A 16,331-nucleotide genomic window follows, 5' to 3' on the forward strand; every position below is an offset into this window, starting at 1 on the left:
CGGATAAGGCATTTATGCCGCCATCCGGCAATTAACGTGCTGCAATCACTCCCCTTTGGCCGTCAATTCCGCGATACGCACAATCACCTGCACCGCTTTTTCCATGCCGTCGAGGGTCACAAACTCATGCTTGCCGTGGTAGTTATACCCACCGGTGAAAATGTTCGGGCACGGCAGCCCCATAAAGGAGAGCTGTGCGCCGTCGGTGCCGCCGCGAATCGGTTTCATATCCGGCTCGATATCGCAATCGCGCATGGCCTGCTGCGCAATCTCGATAATGTGCGGGAACTCCGCCACTTTCTCACGCATGTTGTAATAACTGTCTTCGATCACCAGTTCGATATAACAATCCGGGTGCAAACCCTTACCCACTTTCTTGGCGATCTCCATCATCTTACGTTTGCGGGCTTCAAACGCTTTACGGTCAAAATCGCGGATGATGTAGTGCATCTCGGCGCGTTCAACCGTGCCTTTAATACTGGTGAGATGGTAAAAACCTTCGTAGCCCTCGGTCTGCTCCGGGCTCTCCTCTTCCGGCACCTGCGCGTGAATTTTGCTGGCGAGCGTCAACGCGTTGACCATCACGCCTTTCGCCGTGCCAGGGTGCACATTATTACCGACAATTTTGATGGTCACCGACGCAGCGTTGAAGTTCTCAAACTCCAGCTCGCCGACGCCGCCGCCATCCACGGTATACGCCCATTTCGCGCCGAACGCCTCGACATCAAAATGCTTCGCGCCTTTGCCCACCTCTTCATCCGGCGTAAAGGCCACGCAAATATCACCGTGGGGAATATTTTTCTTTTTGAGCACCGCCAGCGCGGTCATGATTTCGGCTACACCGGCTTTATCATCCGCGCCGAGCAGCGTTTTGCCGTCGGTGGTAATCAGGGTTTGCCCCAGCAACTGATGCAGCACCGGGAACATCACAGGCGAGAGGATCTCATCGCCAACGCCCAGCGCGATGTCGCCACCACGGTAGTTTTCAAGGATTTGCGGATTAACGTTTTTGCCACTGCAATCAGGCGAGGTATCAACGTGGGAAATAAAACCAATCGCGGGGACGTCAGCTTGCACATTCGACGGCAGTTTCGCCATGACCGTGCCTTTATCACTTAACGTCACATTTTCCAGCCCCATCTCGTTGAGCTGGTCTTGCAGTAAATGCAGGAGCTTCCACTGACCTTCAGTGCTTGGCACCTGGCGAACGCCGGGCTTTGATTGAGTATCCAGAGAAACGTACTGCAAAAAACGTTCTAATAATTTGTCCATAAAGCCCCCCAACAAAATGTCTCAACATTATCAGTAAGCGTGAAAAGACAAATATTGCGTCAGGTCACCTTTACCCCGTAAACGGCAATATTTTCAAAATTGCGCTCTGCCCAGTAAAAGTAGCTGAGAAAGTGACTGAATGAGCGGCGAAAATGCATCAACGATTGGCGATTTCATGGGTTTGCCGTAGAATGCCAGCCCTTAAATCGTGCACAACCCTGAAGGTGGTTCATCACAAACCCCGCATCTGGTCAGCCTTCCGATGCGCAAACACGGGACAGAGTAAAAAAATTGAACACACAATCGCGTTCGCGTTCACCGCTGGTGCAACTGGCCGGTATTCGCAAAAGCTTTGATGGCAAAAATGTCATTTCTGATTTTAATCTCACCATCAATAACGGCGAATTTCTGACACTGCTTGGCCCGTCTGGCTGCGGTAAAACCACGGTCCTGCGTTTGATTGCCGGGCTGGAAAACGTCGATGTCGGCCATATCCAGTTGGACGCCCAGGATATTACGCACGTCCCGGCGGAACACCGCCATGTGAATACCGTTTTTCAAAGTTATGCCCTCTTCCCGCATATGACCGTGTTCGAAAACGTGGCATTTGGTCTGCGGATGCAAAAAACCCCGGCGGCAGAAATCACCCCGCGCGTGACCGACGCGCTGCGCATGGTGCAACTCGACGAATTCGCCCAGCGTAAACCGCATCAACTCTCCGGTGGCCAGCAACAGCGCGTCGCCATTGCCCGCGCGGTGGTCAATAAACCCCGTTTACTGCTGCTCGATGAGTCCCTCTCCGCGCTTGATTACAAGCTGCGCAAGCAGATGCAAAACGAACTGAAAGCGCTGCAACGTAAATTAGGCATTACCTTTGTCTTTGTGACCCACGATCAGGAAGAAGCGCTGACCATGTCCGATCGCATCGTGGTGATGCGCGATGGCCGCATTGAGCAAGACGGTACGCCGCGAGAAATCTACGAAGAGCCGAAAAACCTGTTTGTCGCCAGCTTTATTGGCGAAATCAATATCTTCAACGCCACCGTCATCGAACGCCTTGACGACAGCCGCGTGCGCGCCAGCGTTGAAGGCCGCGAGTGCAATATTTACGTCAATTTCGCAGTGGAAAAAGGCCAACAGCTTAACGTCCTGCTGCGCCCGGAAGATTTGCGCGTCGAAGAAATCCACGACATCAGCGAAGTAGAGGGCCTGATAGGCTACGTGCGCGAACGTAACTATAAAGGCATGACGCTGGAATCCATGGTTGAGCTGGAAAACGGCAAGATGGTGATGGTCAGCGAATTCTTCAACGAAGACGATCCGGATTTTGACCACTCGCTGGATCAAAAAATGGCCATTAACTGGGTCGAAAGCTGGGAGGTCGTACTGGCTGATGAAGAGCACAAGTAAATTCCAGAATGTGGTAATCGCCACAATCGTCGGTTGGCTTGTGCTGTTTGTCTTTCTGCCCAACCTGATGATCATCGCCACCAGCTTTTTGACCCGCGACGACGCCAATTTCGTCAAGCTGGTCTTCACGCTGGATAACTACGCGCGTCTGCTCGATCCGCTCTATTTCGACGTGCTGCTGCATTCGTTGAATATGGCCGTCATCGCGACAATCGCCTGCCTGGTGCTCGGTTATCCGTTCGCCTGGTTTCTGGCGAAATTGCCGGCGAAAGTGCGCCCGCTGCTGCTGTTCTTGCTGATTGTCCCCTTCTGGACCAACTCGTTGATTCGCATTTACGGGCTGAAGATTTTCCTCAGCACCAAAGGCTATCTCAATGCGTTTTTGCTGTGGCTGGGGGTCATCGACACGCCAATTCGCATTATGTTTACGCCAAGCGCGGTGATCATCGGGCTGGTTTACATTCTGCTGCCGTTTATGGTGATGCCGCTCTACTCCAGCATCGAAAAGCTCGATAAACCGCTGTTGGAAGCGGCAAGAGATCTCGGCGCCAGTAAGCTGCAAACTTTTACACGCATTATTATTCCGCTGACCATGCCGGGGATTATTGCCGGTTGCCTGCTGGTGATGCTGCCGGCAATGGGGCTGTTTTATGTGTCAGATTTGATGGGCGGCGCGAAAAACTTGCTGATCGGTAACGTCATCAAAAGCCAGTTCCTGAATATTCGCGACTGGCCGTTTGGTTCCGCCACCAGCATTACTCTGACGATTGTGATGGGGCTGATGCTGCTGGTGTACTGGCGCGCCGCGCGTTTGCTGAATAAAAGGGTGGAACTGGAATGATCGGTCGACTGCTTCGCGGCGGTTTTATGACCGCCATTTACGCCTATCTTTATATCCCGATCATTATCTTGATCGTGAATTCGTTTAACCGTTCGCGCTTCGGCATTAACTGGCAGGGCTTTTCCACTCAGTGGTACAGCTTGTTGATGAATAACGACAGCCTGTTGCAGGCCGCACAGCATTCATTAACCATGGCGGTGCTGTCGGCGACATTCGCCACGCTTATCGGTTCGCTGACCGCCGTGGCCCTTTATCGCTACCGTTTTCGCGGCAAACCGTTTGTCAGCGGCATGCTGTTTGTGGTGATGATGTCGCCGGATATCGTGATGGCGATTTCGCTGCTGGTGCTGTTTATGTTGCTTGGCGTGCAGCTTGGCTTCTGGTCGCTGCTGTTTTCCCATATCACCTTCTGTCTGCCGTTTGTGGTGGTCACCGTTTTCTCGCGGTTGAAAGGCTTTGATGTGCGGATGCTGGAAGCAGCAAAAGATCTCGGCGCCAGCGAGATAACCATTCTGCGCAAAATCATTCTGCCGCTGGCGATGCCTGCGGTCGCGGCGGGCTGGTTACTCAGTTTTACCCTGTCGATGGATGACGTGGTGGTTTCCTCCTTCGTTACCGGGCCGGGGTATGAAATTCTGCCATTGAAGATCTATTCAATGGTGAAGGTCGGCGTATCACCCGAAGTGAATGCGCTCACCACCATTCTGTTGGTTCTGTCGCTGGTCCTGGTGATCGCCAGCCAGCTTATTGCTCGTGATAAAACAAAAACTCAGGGGACGGATAGATGAAGAAAAACTGGTCACGCCACCTGCTCGCCGCCGGCGCGCTCGCCATCGGCATGAGCGCCGCGCACGCGGACGACAACAAAACGCTCTATTTCTATAACTGGACCGAGTACGTGCCGCCAGGCCTGCTTGAGCAGTTCACCAAAGAGACGGGCATCAAGGTGATTTATTCCACTTACGAGTCGAATGAAACCATGTACGCCAAGCTCAAAACCTACAAAGAAGGCGCTTACGATCTGGTGGTGCCGTCGACCTACTTCGTCGACAAAATGCGCAAAGAAGGCATGATCCAGAAGATCGATAGAACGAAGCTGACCAACTTTCACAACCTCGATCCGCAGATGCTCAACAAGCCGTTTGACCCGAGTAATGATTACTCGATTCCCTACATCTGGGGCGCCACCGCCATTGGCGTGAACAGCGAAGCTATCGATCCGAAAACCGTGACCAGTTGGGCCGACCTGTGGAAACCGGAGTACAAAGGCAGCCTGCTGCTGACCGATGATGCGCGCGAAGTGTTCCAGATGGCGCTGCGTAAACTGGGCTACTCCGGCAACACGACCGACCCGAAAGAGATTGAAGCGGCATATAAAGAGCTGCAAAAACTGATGCCAAACGTCGCGGCGTTCAACTCCGATAACCCGGCGAACCCGTATATGGAAGGCGAAGTGAACCTGGGCATGGTGTGGAACGGTTCCGCGTTTGTCGCCCGCGAGGCGGGCACGCCGCTGGAGGTGGTGTGGCCAAAAGAAGGCGGCATTTTCTGGATGGACAGCCTGTCAATTCCAGCGAACGCCAAAAACGTCGACGGCGCGCTGAAGCTGATTAACTTCCTGCTGCGCCCGGAAATCGCTAAACAAGTGGCGGAAACCATCGGTTACCCGACGCCGAACCTGGCCGCGCGTAAGCTGCTGAAACCGGAAATCGCCAACGACAAATCCCTTTACCCGGATGCTGAAACCATCAATCAAGGCGAGTGGCAAAATGACGTTGGCAGCGCCAGCGCCATTTACGAAGAGTATTACCAGAAGCTGAAAGCTGGTCGCTAAGTCCCTGCCCGGTCTTCCCTTCGTGGAGATCGAGACATTGCCGGATGGCGTTTGCGCTTATCCGGCCTACTTAGTGAGCGTGAGCTGTAATCCTGGCTTGCGGTTTTCGACCGTCAGTGTCCAACCGTGGGCGACGGCGATTTCCTGGCAGATCGCCAGCCCCAGCCCTGCGCCAATGTCCTGGCGGTGCGCGCCGCGCCAGAAGCGGGAGAAAAGCATTGGCAACTCGTCTTCCGCCACGCCAGGCCCAAAATCCCGCACCGTAATGCGCTCGGCAGTGATTTCGGTACGCACATCGGAATCCACCGGCGCATGCTGGATCGCGTTCTCCATCAGGTTCTTTAACAGCGTGAAAAGCGCCCCGCGATCCGCGAGCCAGAACGCGGGCCCATTCGGCACCCGCAGCGTCAAATTCACCTGTGCATCATCGGCGATACGCTGTAAAAACTGCACGCAATCACGCGCGACCGCCACCGCATCGACGCGGGCAAAATGGTAGCTGAGCATCTCGCTGGCTTCGGCCAGCAGCAACAACTGCTGCACCTGGCGCGCCAGATGTTCGACCTGCAACAACAGCGACGGGCGCACTTCGTTGTTGTCTTCCATCAACTCCACTTCCGCGCGGATCACCGTCAGCGGCGTTTTGAGTTCATGAGCCGCTTTAGCCAGGAAATCCTGCTGCGTCTGGTAACCTTTCTCCAGCCGCGCCAGCGCCTGGTTAAAACTGTCGATCAGCGGGAATATTTCGGTGGGCACGCCTTCGGTTTGCAACCGCGCATTCAGCGATCGAGGCGAGATAATTGCCGCTTCCGCAGACACTTTGCGTAACGGTCGTAGCGAGTAAGTCAGCGTGACCCACGCGCAGAAACCAAACACCACTAATAGCACCAGGCTAAATGACTCAATGCCATAGCGGATAAAGGGCAGCGCAAACCCGCGATGCAGAAAATCGATAATGCGAAAACTGGCGGTCATCTGGATATACCAGGTTTTGCCATCGCGGTTGTAGGCTTTGGTCACGCCATCATAGGCAATGCCGTTGACGGTAAAACCAAAGTCGCCGGTAAAAGGCGTGGTGATTTGCAACAGCGGCGGCCAGTGTTGCGCGCCGGGCGACATCAGCACCACCCGGCCATTTTCATCCAGCACCCGGTAGGCGACATCGTTCGACAAACCGGTGTAAATCCACACCGGATATTTGTCGCCATGGCTGAAGCCGACCGGCTGACCATTGCGGTCAAATTGCAGCTCTCTGGCTAACGCACGCGTGTAGTCAGAGAGATCCATCCCCGGCAGGCGCTCTTTGACGATCAGGCTAAATGAGACCAGAAACGCGATGGTTAATAACACGCCAGCGATAAACGCCAACAGGATCTTCATTGCCAGACTATTCAGCCAGTTCGTCTTCACGGATGGCATAGCCCAGCCCCCTGATATTAACAATCTGCATATGTGAACCGATGGTCGCCAGTTTGCGGCGCAGGCGATGCAACGCCACATCCAGCGCGTTCGGCGTCACCGCGTCGCTTAGCCCCCACCCGGCGGCTTCCATCTGGCTGCGGCGCACCACGTTGCCCTGTTTTTGCACCAGCGCCAGCATGATTTGCAGCTCCGCCGGCGCCAGCGCAATACTTTGCTGCCCGCAGTGCATCACCGAGGATTCCGGCGATAAAGTAAGATCGCCGCAGGCCGGTTGCAACGGCTGGCTGGCGGCGGGTCGGCGCAATAACGCGCGGGTGCGCGCGACCAGCTCCTCCATGGCAAACGGTTTAGCGAGATAATCATCCGCCCCCGCTTCCAGCCCTTGTACCCGATCGTGCAACGCATCGCGGGCGGTGAGGATCAGGCACGGAATGCCGATATCCGCCTGGCGCAGGCGCTGCAATAGCTGCAGGCCATCGCCGTCCGGCAAACCGCGATCCAGCACCATCCCCTGATATTCCACCTGGGCAATGGCCGACCAGGCGGCGCTACCGCGATCGACAATGTCCACCGCGATACCCGCGCCCATCAGCCCCTTGGCGATCAGCCACGCCAGGTGTTCGTGATCTTCAATTAACAGTATTCGGCTCATTAGAAATGATATATGTAGCTCGCAAAGATGCGGTTTTCGTTTGTCCTGTCCACCAGCGGGCTGTCCTTAATTTCTGATCCCAGCAGCGTGACTTCAACATCCAGCGTCAACGCGTGATGTTGATTAAATCGATAAACGCTGTTCAAGCCAAATTCGGTGTTAACACTGGCGTCGCCCTGGTAAGCAGGCCGCCACGAGCGGGCTTCATCATCGCGCACGCCGTAGTAGTAATCCACATAATTACGGTTGTAGCGATTAGCGACAATGCGCGGTGTCAGCGTGACCTCGCCCCACTGCCAGCTTCTTTCTGCGCCGAGGCGAATACGCTGCCCGCTACTGTTGCCGGAGATATCGTGCGTCCAGTCGGTGAAAATATTGACCACCTCATTTTGCCACTCTATTTTCGCCCCGGCCCAGAACCCACCCTTACGTTTGTCCATGCCGTCAAAGATCCAGGAATCATCCTCGTCATAGCCCGAGCCGTCGTAGTTGGCAATAAGACCGAAATTGAGCTGCTGAGTTTCACTCAGTTGCAGTTGCGGCAAGATGATCTCCGCCTGGGTGCCGGCAAAACGGAACCAGTCGTTTTTGAAATAGAGCAACGGCAGCGGGGTATATTTGCGATCGATATCGGTGTAGGGCTTTTGCGTGCTGGCAACCCCCACGCCTAATCCCCAGGCGGTGGCCTCTTCAGCTCCGGCGGCAAATGAAACAGACAACAGACTCGCGACAATAACGCGGCGTGGCACAGCGACCATGATGACGCTCCTTTTTGCGATAAAGTCGCATTATCAGGATGGTTCGCTTACAGGGAACTTACTGGGCTTGCCGGATGACAGCTAAACCCGCGCCGGTTCGTCATTTTTTTGTCATAACTGGCTCACCCTCTTGTCAGAACCTGCTCGCTACACTCACTCCCACATCGAAAGTAAAACCCTGTGAGGAGAAAAAAGCATGAACGTGAAAATCAAAGCGGTAATGAGTGTTGTCGTCGCAGCCCTGATGATGACCGGCGCCAGCTTCGCAGCGCAGGCTGCGCCGGTGAAAAATATCGTGCTGGTGCACGGTGCCTTTGTGGATGGCTCGGGGTGGAAACCGGTCTATGACATTCTTCATCGTGATGGCTACAAGGTCACGCTGGTTCAGGAACCATTAACGTCGTTTGCCGACGATGTCGCGGCCACTAAGCGGATTTTGGACCGCCAGGAGGGGCCGGTTATTTTGGTCGGCCACAGTTACGGCGGCGCGATCATTACGCAAGCCGGTAATGATCCGAAAGTGACTGGGCTGGTTTATATCGCCGCCCATGCGTTGGATGCTGGCGAAAACCGGGCAGAAGTCAGCAAAAAATACCCCAACACTGCGCATCCTTTTATCAAAACATCGGATGGCTATGTCATGCTCGATCCACAGTATTTTCCGGGCGATTTTGCCGCTGACCTGAAACCTGATCTGGCTCAGTATCAGGCGCAGGCGCAAATCCCCACCTCGCCGACCTCGCTGGCTGCTGTTGTGACAGAGGCCGCATGGAGAACCAAACCGAGTTGGTATATGGTGGCCAAATCCGACAAAATTATTAATCCAGATCTGGAACGGATGTATGCCAAACGCGCCAAAAGTCACACGGTGGAAGTGGATGGCAGCCATTCTGTTTATCAATCTCACCCCAGGGAAGTCGCCGCGCTGATCGAGCAAGCGGCCAACGGCACGCATCAATGAGTGACCGCCGCTGCGCAGGGAAACACGTCCGGGAGCCATGAATGAAAATATTGGTGATAGAAGACGAACCCAAAGCGCGTGAGTACATGCGCAGCGGATTAACCGAGTCCGGCTATGTGGTTGATGTCGCGGCAGACGGTCAGGAAGGGTTGTTTATGGCCAGGGAATATTATTACGACCTTATTCTGCTGGATGTAATGATGCCTCAGGTGAATGGCTGGGAGGTGATGGGGCAACTGGATAAACAGCTCGACACGCCGGTGATTTTTCTCACCGCCAAAAGCACCGTAGAGGACAAAATCAAAGGGCTGGAGTTAGGCGCGGATGATTATCTGGTGAAACCTTTCTCTTTTGCTGAACTGCTGGCGCGCATCCGCACCGCTTTGCGCCGTGGCGGGCTGGCAAAGCGGGAAGAACAACTGGAGGTCGGCGATCTGCGCATGAATATCGCGACACGCCGGGTGGAACGCGCAGGCGTGCGGCTGGATCTGACCAACAAAGAATTCAATTTATTACAGCTGTTTATGCTCAACGCCGGCCAGGTGCTGACCCGCACCCTGATCGCCTCACGCGTTTGGGATATGAATTTTGACAGCGATACCAATGTGGTTGATGTGGCCGTTCGTCGCCTGAGGCAAAAAGTGGATGCGCCGTTTGCCTATCCGCTGATCCATACCGTGCACGGCGTGGGCTATTGCTGTGAGGAAAAGTCATGAGAAATCTGGCCATCAGCACCCGGTTATCGCTGATGATGGGCACAGCGGTGCTGATCGTGTTGATCGGCGTGGGTACAGCGCTCTATCGCTCTCTCTGTCAACAACTCAGCAATCGTGACGACATCGCGCTAATCAACCGTCTGGATCAAATCCGCACGCTGGTGCTTGACGAAGATGTCCAACAGATGCTCAGCAAAAAGCCCCACTTGTTTACCAATATGCTGGGCAATACCGAATCATTGCTGGTGCTGCGTTTTCCTGGCCAACCGCCGTTGATTGAAGTGAACTCCGCTAAGCGCCCATTGCCAGAAATTGTTCCGGTGGTCGCCAGCAAACCCCTCACCCCTGCGGATGTACATCATCAGCCCGCGCAAAATGGTGTGCCCTTTATCTCAGCGGCCACGTTGGCGATGACCGGCAACCCTCCGCGTGAACTCGAAATTATTACCGGCAGGCTGATGACTGAGCGGACGCAAATTCAGGAAAGCTACCTGCGCCAGATTGTGCTGGTCACGCTGTGCGCCGCGCTGGCGGTGATCGTACTGAGCGCATTGTTAGCCCGGCGCAGCCTGCGGCCTTTGCAGCGCCTGGCCAGAGAAGCGTCTGCCATCGACGTGCGCCATCTGGGACATCGCATCACATTGCACAGCACGCCTTATGAATTACAGCCACTGAGTGGCGCGTTTAACGAAATGCTGGACAGGCTGGAAAACAGCTTTCAGCAACTGAGCCAGGTCAGCGCGGATATGGCCCACGATCTTCGCACACCGATCAGCAATCTGCTGGGGCAAACTGAGATCGCGCTGACGCAAAAACGGACTGAACCCTATTACATCGCGCTGCTGGGTTCCAATTTTGAAGAGCTGGTGCGCCTGTCCACGATGATCGACAAAATGTTGTTCCTCGCCAGGGCAGAGAATGCCAGCCAGGCGATTAACAAAGTCCCGCTGGCGCTGGAACACGTTTTGGATCCGCTGGCTGACTATTTTGAAGGCCCGGCAGAAGAGCGGCACATCACGTTACGCTTTTCGGCCGCAGGAACAATCATGGCCGATGCCGACCTGCTGCAACGTGCCATCGCCAATCTGTTAGCTAACGCTATCCGCTACGCGGATAGCCACAGCGAAGTCCAAATTGATGCTCGCCACCAGCCCGATGGCGTACTGCTTACGGTGACGAATCTGGAAGATCCAATTCCCACAGAACAGCAAGAAAGATTGTTTGACCGCTTCTGGCGTGCCGATAGCGCGCGCCACGCCTCGCAAAGCAGCAGCGGGCTGGGTCTTTCTATCGTTCGCAGTATTATGCAGCTCCACCAGGGACGCTGCGGCGTAAAATGCGAACAGCGCCAAACACGTTTCTGGCTGCTCTTTCCTCATTAGCCCAACGTTTATCACTCGCTTACCCAGAGGAAGGAAGACGCCATTAGATAGTGGTATAAGTTCGCATATGACCTCCTGAAATGTACGTTTGAATCGTACATGACAGGCGTACAACTGAGAACCATGATGCCGGGTTCCACTTTCACTTCGAAGGGTTCGACAACAGAACTGACGCCTGGAGAATGCGCAGTCCCGTAGGCCGGATAAGCGTTTAAGCGCCATCCGGCGATAAAGATTACAACAACGTTTTGGCGGTATCGACAATGTTGCCGACACGGAAGCCGTACAAATCAAACAACTGCTCTGCCGGCGCCGATTCACCGAAGGTGGTCATGCCGACCACCGCGCCGTTCAGGCCGGTGTACTTGTACCAGAAATCAGCGATGCCGGCTTCGATGGCAACGCGTGCGCTCACCGCTTTCGGCAGCACGGATTCACGGTACGCCGCATCCTGCTTATCGAACGTGTCGGTGGACGGCATGGAAACCACGCGCACTTTCACACCTTCGCCGGACAGACGCTCCCCGGCGGCCACCGCCAGTTCCACTTCTGAACCGGTGGCGATGAAAATCACCTGCGGCTGACCGTCGCAGTCCTTCAGCACGTACCCGCCGCGGGCGATATCCGCCAGCTGCTGTCCGGTACGCGCCTGCTGGGCCAGGTTCTGGCGCGACAGAATCAGCGCGGTCGGGCCGTCGTGGCGCTCCACACCAGATTTCCACGCCACCGCCGATTCCACCTGGTCGCACGGACGCCAGGTGCTGACGTTCGGGGTCAGGCGCAGGGACGCCACCTGCTCCACCGGCTGGTGCGTCGGGCCGTCCTCGCCCAGACCGATGGAGTCATGGGTGTAGACCAGCACCTGGCGCTGTTTCATCAGCGCCGCCATACGCACCGCGTTACGCGCGTATTCAACAAACATCAGGAAGGTGGAGGTGTACGGCAGGAAACCGCCGTGCAGGGCGATGCCGTTGGCAATCGCCGTCATGCCGAATTCGCGCACGCCGTAGTGAATGTAGTTGCCTGCGGTGTCTTCATTAATCGCTTTCGAACCGGACCACAGGGTCAGGTTGCTCGGCGCCAGGTCAGCAGAGCCGCCGAGGAACTCCGGCAGCAGCGGGCCGAAGGCTTCGATGGCGTTCTGCGAGGCCTTGCGGCTGGCGATTTTCGCCGGGTTCGCCTGCAGTTTCGCAATGAAGTCGTTCGCCTTCGCGGCGAAGTCTTCCGGCATCTCACCCTTCATGCGGCGGGTGAACTCAGCGGCTTCCTGCGGGAAGGCTTTCGCGTAAGCAGCGAATTTTTCGTTCCAGGCGGACTCTTTCGCCTGACCGGCTTCCTTCGCATCCCACTGCGCGTAGATTTCAGACGGAATCTCAAACGGCGCGTGCTGCCAGCCAAGCTGTTCACGGGTCAGCGCGATTTCCGCGTCGCCCAGCGGCGCACCGTGGGCGTCGTGGGTGCCGGCCTTGTTCGGCGAGCCGAAACCGATGATGGTTTTGCACATCAGCAGCGACGGTCTGTCGGTCACGCTGCGCGCCTCTTCCACCGCGCGTTTGATGGCGTCCGCGTCATGACCGTCCACGCCGCGCACCACGTGCCAGCCGTAGGCTTCAAAGCGTTTTGCGGTGTCGTCGGTGAACCAGCCTTCCACGTGGCCGTCGATGGAGATGCCGTTGTCGTCATAGAACGCCACCAGTTTGCCGAGCTTCAGCGTCCCGGCCAGCGAGCAGACTTCATGGGAGATGCCTTCCATCATGCAGCCGTCGCCCATAAAGGCATAGGTGAAGTGGTCAACAATGTCGTGGCCCGGGCGGTTGAACTGCGCGGCCAGGGTCTTTTCGGCAATCGCCATGCCCACGGCGTTGGCAATGCCCTGCCCCAGCGGACCGGTGGTGGTTTCCACGCCCGCGGTGTAACCGACTTCCGGGTGGCCCGGGGTTTTTGAGTGCAGCTGGCGGAAGTTTTTCAGCTCTTCAACGGGCAGGTCGTAGCCGGTGAGGTGCAGCAGGCTGTAAATCAGCATTGAGCCGTGGCCGTTGGACAGCACAAAGCGGTCGCGGTCAGCCCAGGCCGGGTTTGTCGGGTTGTGGTTCAGGAAATCACGCCACAGGACTTCGGCGATGTCAGCCATGCCCATCGGGGCACCCGGGTGACCGGATTTGGCTTTCTGTACCGCGTCCATCGAGAGCGCACGAAGCGCGTTGGCGCGCTGGCGCCGTGCATTTGCTGTGTTCATTGTTTATCCTCGCGCGCCGTTCAGAGCATCTGGCGAATCAGGTTTTCCAGCTTCAACTGGTCAACGGCAAACAAGCGGATCCCTTCGGCCAGCTTCTCCACCGCCATCGCGTCCTGGTGATGTTGCCAGAGGAATTCCGACTGGCTCATCGGGCTGGGGCGCGTTTCGCTCACGCAGCCAGGGGTAAGCTGGCGGGTCAGCGGCGCGTCGCAGGCGGCCAGTTCATCCAGCAGGGCCGGAGAAATCGTGAGGCGATCGCAGCCGGCCAGCGCCTGAATCTGCTCAATGCGGCGGAAGCTCGCGCCCATCACCACCGTTTCATAGCCGTGGGCTTTGTAATACTGGTAAATGTCGCGCACTGATTTCACGCCCGGATCGCTTTCAGCGCGGTACGGCGTTTGCGGGTCATTTTTTTGATACCAGTCGTAAATGCGCCCGACAAACGGCGAAATCAAAAACGCGCCGGCTTCGGCGCAGGCGCGGGCCTGGGCGAAGGAGAACAGCAGCGTCAGGTTACAGTTGATCCCGCTGCGCTCTAACTCTTCTGCCGCGCGGATCCCTTCCCAGGTGGCGGCCAGTTTGATCAGAATGCGCGACGGCGCAATGCCGTTTTCCTGATAAAGCTGAATCAGTTTGCGCGCACGGGTCACGCACATGCCGCGATCCCAGGCGAAACGGGCATCCACTTCGGTGGAGATACGCCCCGGCACATGGCGCAGCACTTCGCTGCCGATATCCACCGCGACCTGATCGCAGGCGTTGATCAGTTGCGTTTCAGCGCTGCCGCCCTGCCGACGCGCTTTGCCGATGGCGTCGGCGATCAGCGCCTGATATTGCGGCAATTGCGCGGCTTTGAGCACCAGCGACGGGTTGGTGGTGGCGTCCTGCGGGGCGAATTTTTTAATCGACTCGATATCCCCGGTATCCGCAACGACGACGGTCATCTCTTTTAACGCGTTTAATTGGTTCATCACAGGCTCCGTCAATCTCTGGCATGCTGGTTTTGGTAGTAATCAATGCGTTCCACTTTTGCCGCAGAGCCGCCCCCTTCATATTCCGCTTCCAGCCACGCCTGGATAATTGTTTTGCCCAGTTCCGCGCCAATCACGCGTGCGCCGAGGGTGATGATTTGCGCGTTATTACTTTTGCGCGCCCGTTCGGCGGAGAACGTGTCGTGGCATTGTGCGGCACGGATGCCCGGCACTTTATTCGCGACAATGCTCATGCCAATCCCGGTACCGCAAATCAGAATTCCCCGGTCGTGCTCACCTTGTTTAATAGCCATCGCAACGTCATGGGCAACATCCGGATAATAATTCGCGCCTTTTCGTTTATCGCTACTGTAATCGACAACAGTAATATTTTGCTGCGTCAGATAATTCACAATGGCATCGCGAAACGCATAGGCTGCATCATCTGCACCAATGGCGATTGTTTTCATAACAGTGTCCTCAAATTATTCACAGTAAATACAGATTTGATTCCCAGGGAGAATAATCTCGGGCGTCACCCCACAAAGGTGGACCGTGCCGGGTAATTCAGCGTCAATGGCGCCGTCAAAATTAAGGGTAATATGGCCAAGCTGTTTTAAATTTGCCGTTGCCACTGAGCCAACGGCGGTAATGCGATAATTTATGGCGTTAATCGTCAGGCGCTGGCCGGGTAATAACACGCCGTTGAATTTACCCGGTTGGTGTATTGCGCAATAGTCGGCAATATCCGTGGGGACCGGTTCCGCAAACAGAATTAATTTATCTTGCCGTAAATACGCGGCGACAAAATCCCCGACTTGCGTAATCACTAACTGGTACAACGGCGCGGACATCTTATTTATTCCCTTTACTGACCTGCGACGACAGCGGCAGCGTTTTTTTCTCCGGCGCGGTGTTTTCTTCCACCACCACCGGCGCGCGCGCTTTCAGTCGCTTATCAAACCAGGCCACCAGTACCGGCGCCGTTAACATGGTGATGATGCTGGCGGTCGCCAGTTGCGCGGTGGCGGCATCGACATACACCGCCAGCGACGGGTCCGCTTGCGCTACCATTGCCGGGGTCAGCGCGGAGCTGGCCGCCGTGGTGCCAAGCGCTGCGCCGAGCGCCGTTTTCTTCTTCAAAAACAAGTTGTAGAGGAAGTAGAACATGATGCCGGTACAGGCCGAAATCAGGCCAAGCACAATGCCCGACAGCCCGGCAGTAAACACCGTGTTGATGCTGGAATTCGCGCCGATGGCGAACGACATAATGATGATAATCAGCGGCTGCGCCGCGGCGCAAAGCTGCTTAAAGCGCTCATCCAGGTTGCCCCATAACATGCCGATCAACAGCGGGATCAGCATTGAGAGCAGCGCAGCGAAAGGAATGTTCGCCAGCCCGCTCACGCCAAGCACCATCATGGTGACAAACGGGCCGTCTTTGACGCAGAACACCGAGATCGCCCCGGCGTCGCTGGCATCGCCGTAGTTGCTGCACAGTGCAATGTAGAGCGAGCTGTTGGAGCTGGTCAGGCAGGCGACAAAAGCCAGCGTGGAAATGCCCAGAAACCCGGCCGGGCCAAACATCGAGCCGACTAACCACACCGCCAACGCCCCGGCGATACATTTGAGGACAAGCAGTACGGCACCTTTATAGAGCGGCAAACCGGCCTGGCGAATATTGATCGACGTGCCGCAGATCAGCAGAAATATGCCCATCATGGCGCTGGATCCGACTTTAAATAATGCCGTTGTCGGCCCACCGATAGTGAGAACTTGCGGCGCAAAGGTATTAAGCAGAATAGCGACCACCAGCGGAATAATAATGAGACCGCCGGGCACCTTATTCATTTTGTCTAAAATATTAATGTTCATA

At 55.9% G+C, this 16,331-nt stretch carries 16 protein-coding genes; 7 read left to right on the plus strand and 9 right to left on the minus strand.

All coding sequences use genetic code 11. The features are described from left to right. Positions 1-45: 45 nt before the first annotated feature. The gene (pepT, locus tag AAEY27_RS13150) at positions 46-1,272 is read right to left on the minus strand and encodes a peptidase T (RefSeq protein WP_342321035.1); all 1,227 of its coding nucleotides are present in this window, start codon (positions 1,270-1,272) and stop codon (positions 46-48) included. A gap of 231 nt (positions 1,273-1,503) precedes the next feature. On the opposite strand from pepT, the gene potA reads away from it, so the two are divergent. The 4 genes from potA to potD are packed head-to-tail and all read left to right on the plus strand — an operon-like array spanning position 1,504 to position 5,357. Further along, the gene (potA, locus tag AAEY27_RS13155) at positions 1,504-2,682 is read left to right on the plus strand and encodes a spermidine/putrescine ABC transporter ATP-binding protein PotA (RefSeq protein WP_342325572.1); all 1,179 of its coding nucleotides are present in this window, start codon (positions 1,504-1,506) and stop codon (positions 2,680-2,682) included. Next, on the plus strand, positions 2,666-3,523 hold the full coding sequence (gene potB, locus AAEY27_RS13160; protein WP_342321036.1) for a spermidine/putrescine ABC transporter permease PotB: 858 nt from the start codon (positions 2,666-2,668) through the stop codon (positions 3,521-3,523). The genes potA and potB overlap by 17 nt, the downstream gene beginning before the upstream one ends. Further along, positions 3,520-4,311 carry a spermidine/putrescine ABC transporter permease PotC gene (gene potC, locus AAEY27_RS13165; RefSeq protein WP_342321037.1) on the plus strand — a complete coding sequence of 264 codons (792 nt, stop codon included), beginning with the start codon at positions 3,520-3,522 and terminating at the stop codon, positions 4,309-4,311. Before potB ends, potC begins: the two co-directional genes overlap by 4 nt. Continuing rightward, positions 4,308-5,357 (plus strand): spermidine/putrescine ABC transporter substrate-binding protein PotD, encoded by a 1,050-nt coding sequence (gene potD / locus AAEY27_RS13170; RefSeq protein ID WP_342321038.1) that lies wholly within the window; start codon positions 4,308-4,310, stop codon positions 5,355-5,357. Before potC ends, potD begins: the two co-directional genes overlap by 4 nt. Positions 5,358-5,423: 66 nt before the next feature. On the opposite strand, the gene AAEY27_RS13175 is transcribed toward potD, so the two are convergent. The 3 genes from AAEY27_RS13175 to AAEY27_RS13185 are packed head-to-tail and all read right to left on the minus strand — an operon-like array spanning position 5,424 to position 8,189. Then, positions 5,424-6,776: a sensor histidine kinase gene (locus tag AAEY27_RS13175; RefSeq protein WP_342321039.1), complete on the minus strand. Its 1,353-nt coding sequence runs from the start codon at positions 6,774-6,776 to the stop codon at positions 5,424-5,426. Continuing rightward, entirely contained in the window at positions 6,745-7,431 is a 687-nt protein-coding gene (locus AAEY27_RS13180; RefSeq protein ID WP_342321040.1) for a response regulator transcription factor, read from the minus strand. The genes AAEY27_RS13175 and AAEY27_RS13180 overlap by 32 nt, the downstream gene beginning before the upstream one ends. Then, a complete protein-coding gene (locus AAEY27_RS13185; protein ID WP_342321041.1) occupies positions 7,431-8,189 on the minus strand; it encodes a MipA/OmpV family protein in 759 nt (252 codons plus the stop codon). Before AAEY27_RS13185 ends, AAEY27_RS13180 begins: the two co-directional genes overlap by 1 nt. 196 nt (positions 8,190-8,385) lie before the next feature. Here AAEY27_RS13185 and AAEY27_RS13190 point away from each other — a divergent pair, with 196 nt between their 5' ends. The 3 genes from AAEY27_RS13190 to AAEY27_RS13200 are packed head-to-tail and all read left to right on the plus strand — an operon-like array spanning position 8,386 to position 11,248. Further along, entirely contained in the window at positions 8,386-9,150 is a 765-nt protein-coding gene (locus AAEY27_RS13190; RefSeq protein WP_342321042.1) for an alpha/beta hydrolase, read from the plus strand. 41 nt (positions 9,151-9,191) lie between these two features. Then, complete coding sequence (locus AAEY27_RS13195; protein ID WP_342321043.1) at positions 9,192-9,866, plus strand: heavy metal response regulator transcription factor; 675 nt, start codon at positions 9,192-9,194, stop codon at positions 9,864-9,866. Next, a complete protein-coding gene (locus AAEY27_RS13200) occupies positions 9,863-11,248 on the plus strand; it encodes a heavy metal sensor histidine kinase (RefSeq protein WP_342321044.1) in 1,386 nt (461 codons plus the stop codon). Before AAEY27_RS13195 ends, AAEY27_RS13200 begins: the two co-directional genes overlap by 4 nt. 235 nt (positions 11,249-11,483) lie before the next feature. Here AAEY27_RS13200 and tkt read toward each other — a convergent pair whose 3' ends face one another. Genes tkt through AAEY27_RS13225 form a run of 5 tightly spaced genes read right to left on the minus strand, consistent with a single transcriptional unit; the run spans position 11,484 to position 16,330 of the window. Beyond that, on the minus strand, positions 11,484-13,484 hold the full coding sequence (gene tkt, locus AAEY27_RS13205) for a transketolase (protein ID WP_342321045.1): 2,001 nt from the start codon (positions 13,482-13,484) through the stop codon (positions 11,484-11,486). 20 nt (positions 13,485-13,504) lie between these two features. Continuing rightward, positions 13,505-14,455: a transaldolase gene (gene tal, locus AAEY27_RS13210; RefSeq protein WP_342321046.1), complete on the minus strand. Its 951-nt coding sequence runs from the start codon at positions 14,453-14,455 to the stop codon at positions 13,505-13,507. 11 nt (positions 14,456-14,466) lie between these two features. Then, positions 14,467-14,925 (minus strand): ribose 5-phosphate isomerase B, encoded by a 459-nt coding sequence (gene rpiB / locus AAEY27_RS13215; RefSeq protein WP_342321047.1) that lies wholly within the window; start codon positions 14,923-14,925, stop codon positions 14,467-14,469. A 15-nt stretch (positions 14,926-14,940) separates the two neighbouring features. Beyond that, complete coding sequence (locus tag AAEY27_RS13220) at positions 14,941-15,309, minus strand: PTS glucitol/sorbitol transporter subunit IIA (RefSeq protein ID WP_342321048.1); 369 nt, start codon at positions 15,307-15,309, stop codon at positions 14,941-14,943. 1 nt (position 15,310) lies between these two features. After that, entirely contained in the window at positions 15,311-16,330 is a 1,020-nt protein-coding gene (locus AAEY27_RS13225) for a 2-keto-3-deoxygluconate permease (protein WP_342321049.1), read from the minus strand. Position 16,331 lies beyond the last annotated feature (1 nt).

Source organism: Kosakonia sp. BYX6 (assembly GCF_038449125.1).
In the GTDB taxonomy this organism is placed as follows: domain Bacteria; phylum Pseudomonadota; class Gammaproteobacteria; order Enterobacterales; family Enterobacteriaceae; genus Kosakonia; species Kosakonia calanthes.

Bases quoted from the DNA above. Each gene is read 5' to 3' on its own strand.
- AAEY27_RS13185 (WP_342321041.1), bottom strand. From the start codon at position 8,189: ATGGTCGCTGTGCCACGCCGCGTTATTGTCGCGAGTCTGTTGTCTGTT.
- rpiB (WP_342321047.1), bottom strand. From the start codon at position 14,925: ATGAAAACAATCGCCATTGGTGCAGATGATGCAGCCTATGCGTTTCGC.
- tkt (WP_342321045.1), bottom strand. From the start codon at position 13,484: ATGAACACAGCAAATGCACGGCGCCAGCGCGCCAACGCGCTTCGTGCG.
- potD (WP_342321038.1), top strand. From the start codon at position 4,308: ATGAAGAAAAACTGGTCACGCCACCTGCTCGCCGCCGGCGCGCTCGCC.
- AAEY27_RS13225 (WP_342321049.1), bottom strand. From the start codon at position 16,330: ATGAACATTAATATTTTAGACAAAATGAATAAGGTGCCCGGCGGTCTC.
- pepT (WP_342321035.1), bottom strand. From the start codon at position 1,272: ATGGACAAATTATTAGAACGTTTTTTGCAGTACGTTTCTCTGGATACT.
- AAEY27_RS13180 (WP_342321040.1), bottom strand. From the start codon at position 7,431: ATGAGCCGAATACTGTTAATTGAAGATCACGAACACCTGGCGTGGCTG.
- potB (WP_342321036.1), top strand. From the start codon at position 2,666: ATGAAGAGCACAAGTAAATTCCAGAATGTGGTAATCGCCACAATCGTC.
- AAEY27_RS13195 (WP_342321043.1), top strand. From the start codon at position 9,192: ATGAAAATATTGGTGATAGAAGACGAACCCAAAGCGCGTGAGTACATG.
- AAEY27_RS13175 (WP_342321039.1), bottom strand. From the start codon at position 6,776: ATGCCATCCGTGAAGACGAACTGGCTGAATAGTCTGGCAATGAAGATC.
- AAEY27_RS13220 (WP_342321048.1), bottom strand. From the start codon at position 15,309: ATGTCCGCGCCGTTGTACCAGTTAGTGATTACGCAAGTCGGGGATTTT.
- AAEY27_RS13190 (WP_342321042.1), top strand. From the start codon at position 8,386: ATGAACGTGAAAATCAAAGCGGTAATGAGTGTTGTCGTCGCAGCCCTG.
- AAEY27_RS13200 (WP_342321044.1), top strand. From the start codon at position 9,863: ATGAGAAATCTGGCCATCAGCACCCGGTTATCGCTGATGATGGGCACA.
- potC (WP_342321037.1), top strand. From the start codon at position 3,520: ATGATCGGTCGACTGCTTCGCGGCGGTTTTATGACCGCCATTTACGCC.
- tal (WP_342321046.1), bottom strand. From the start codon at position 14,455: ATGAACCAATTAAACGCGTTAAAAGAGATGACCGTCGTCGTTGCGGAT.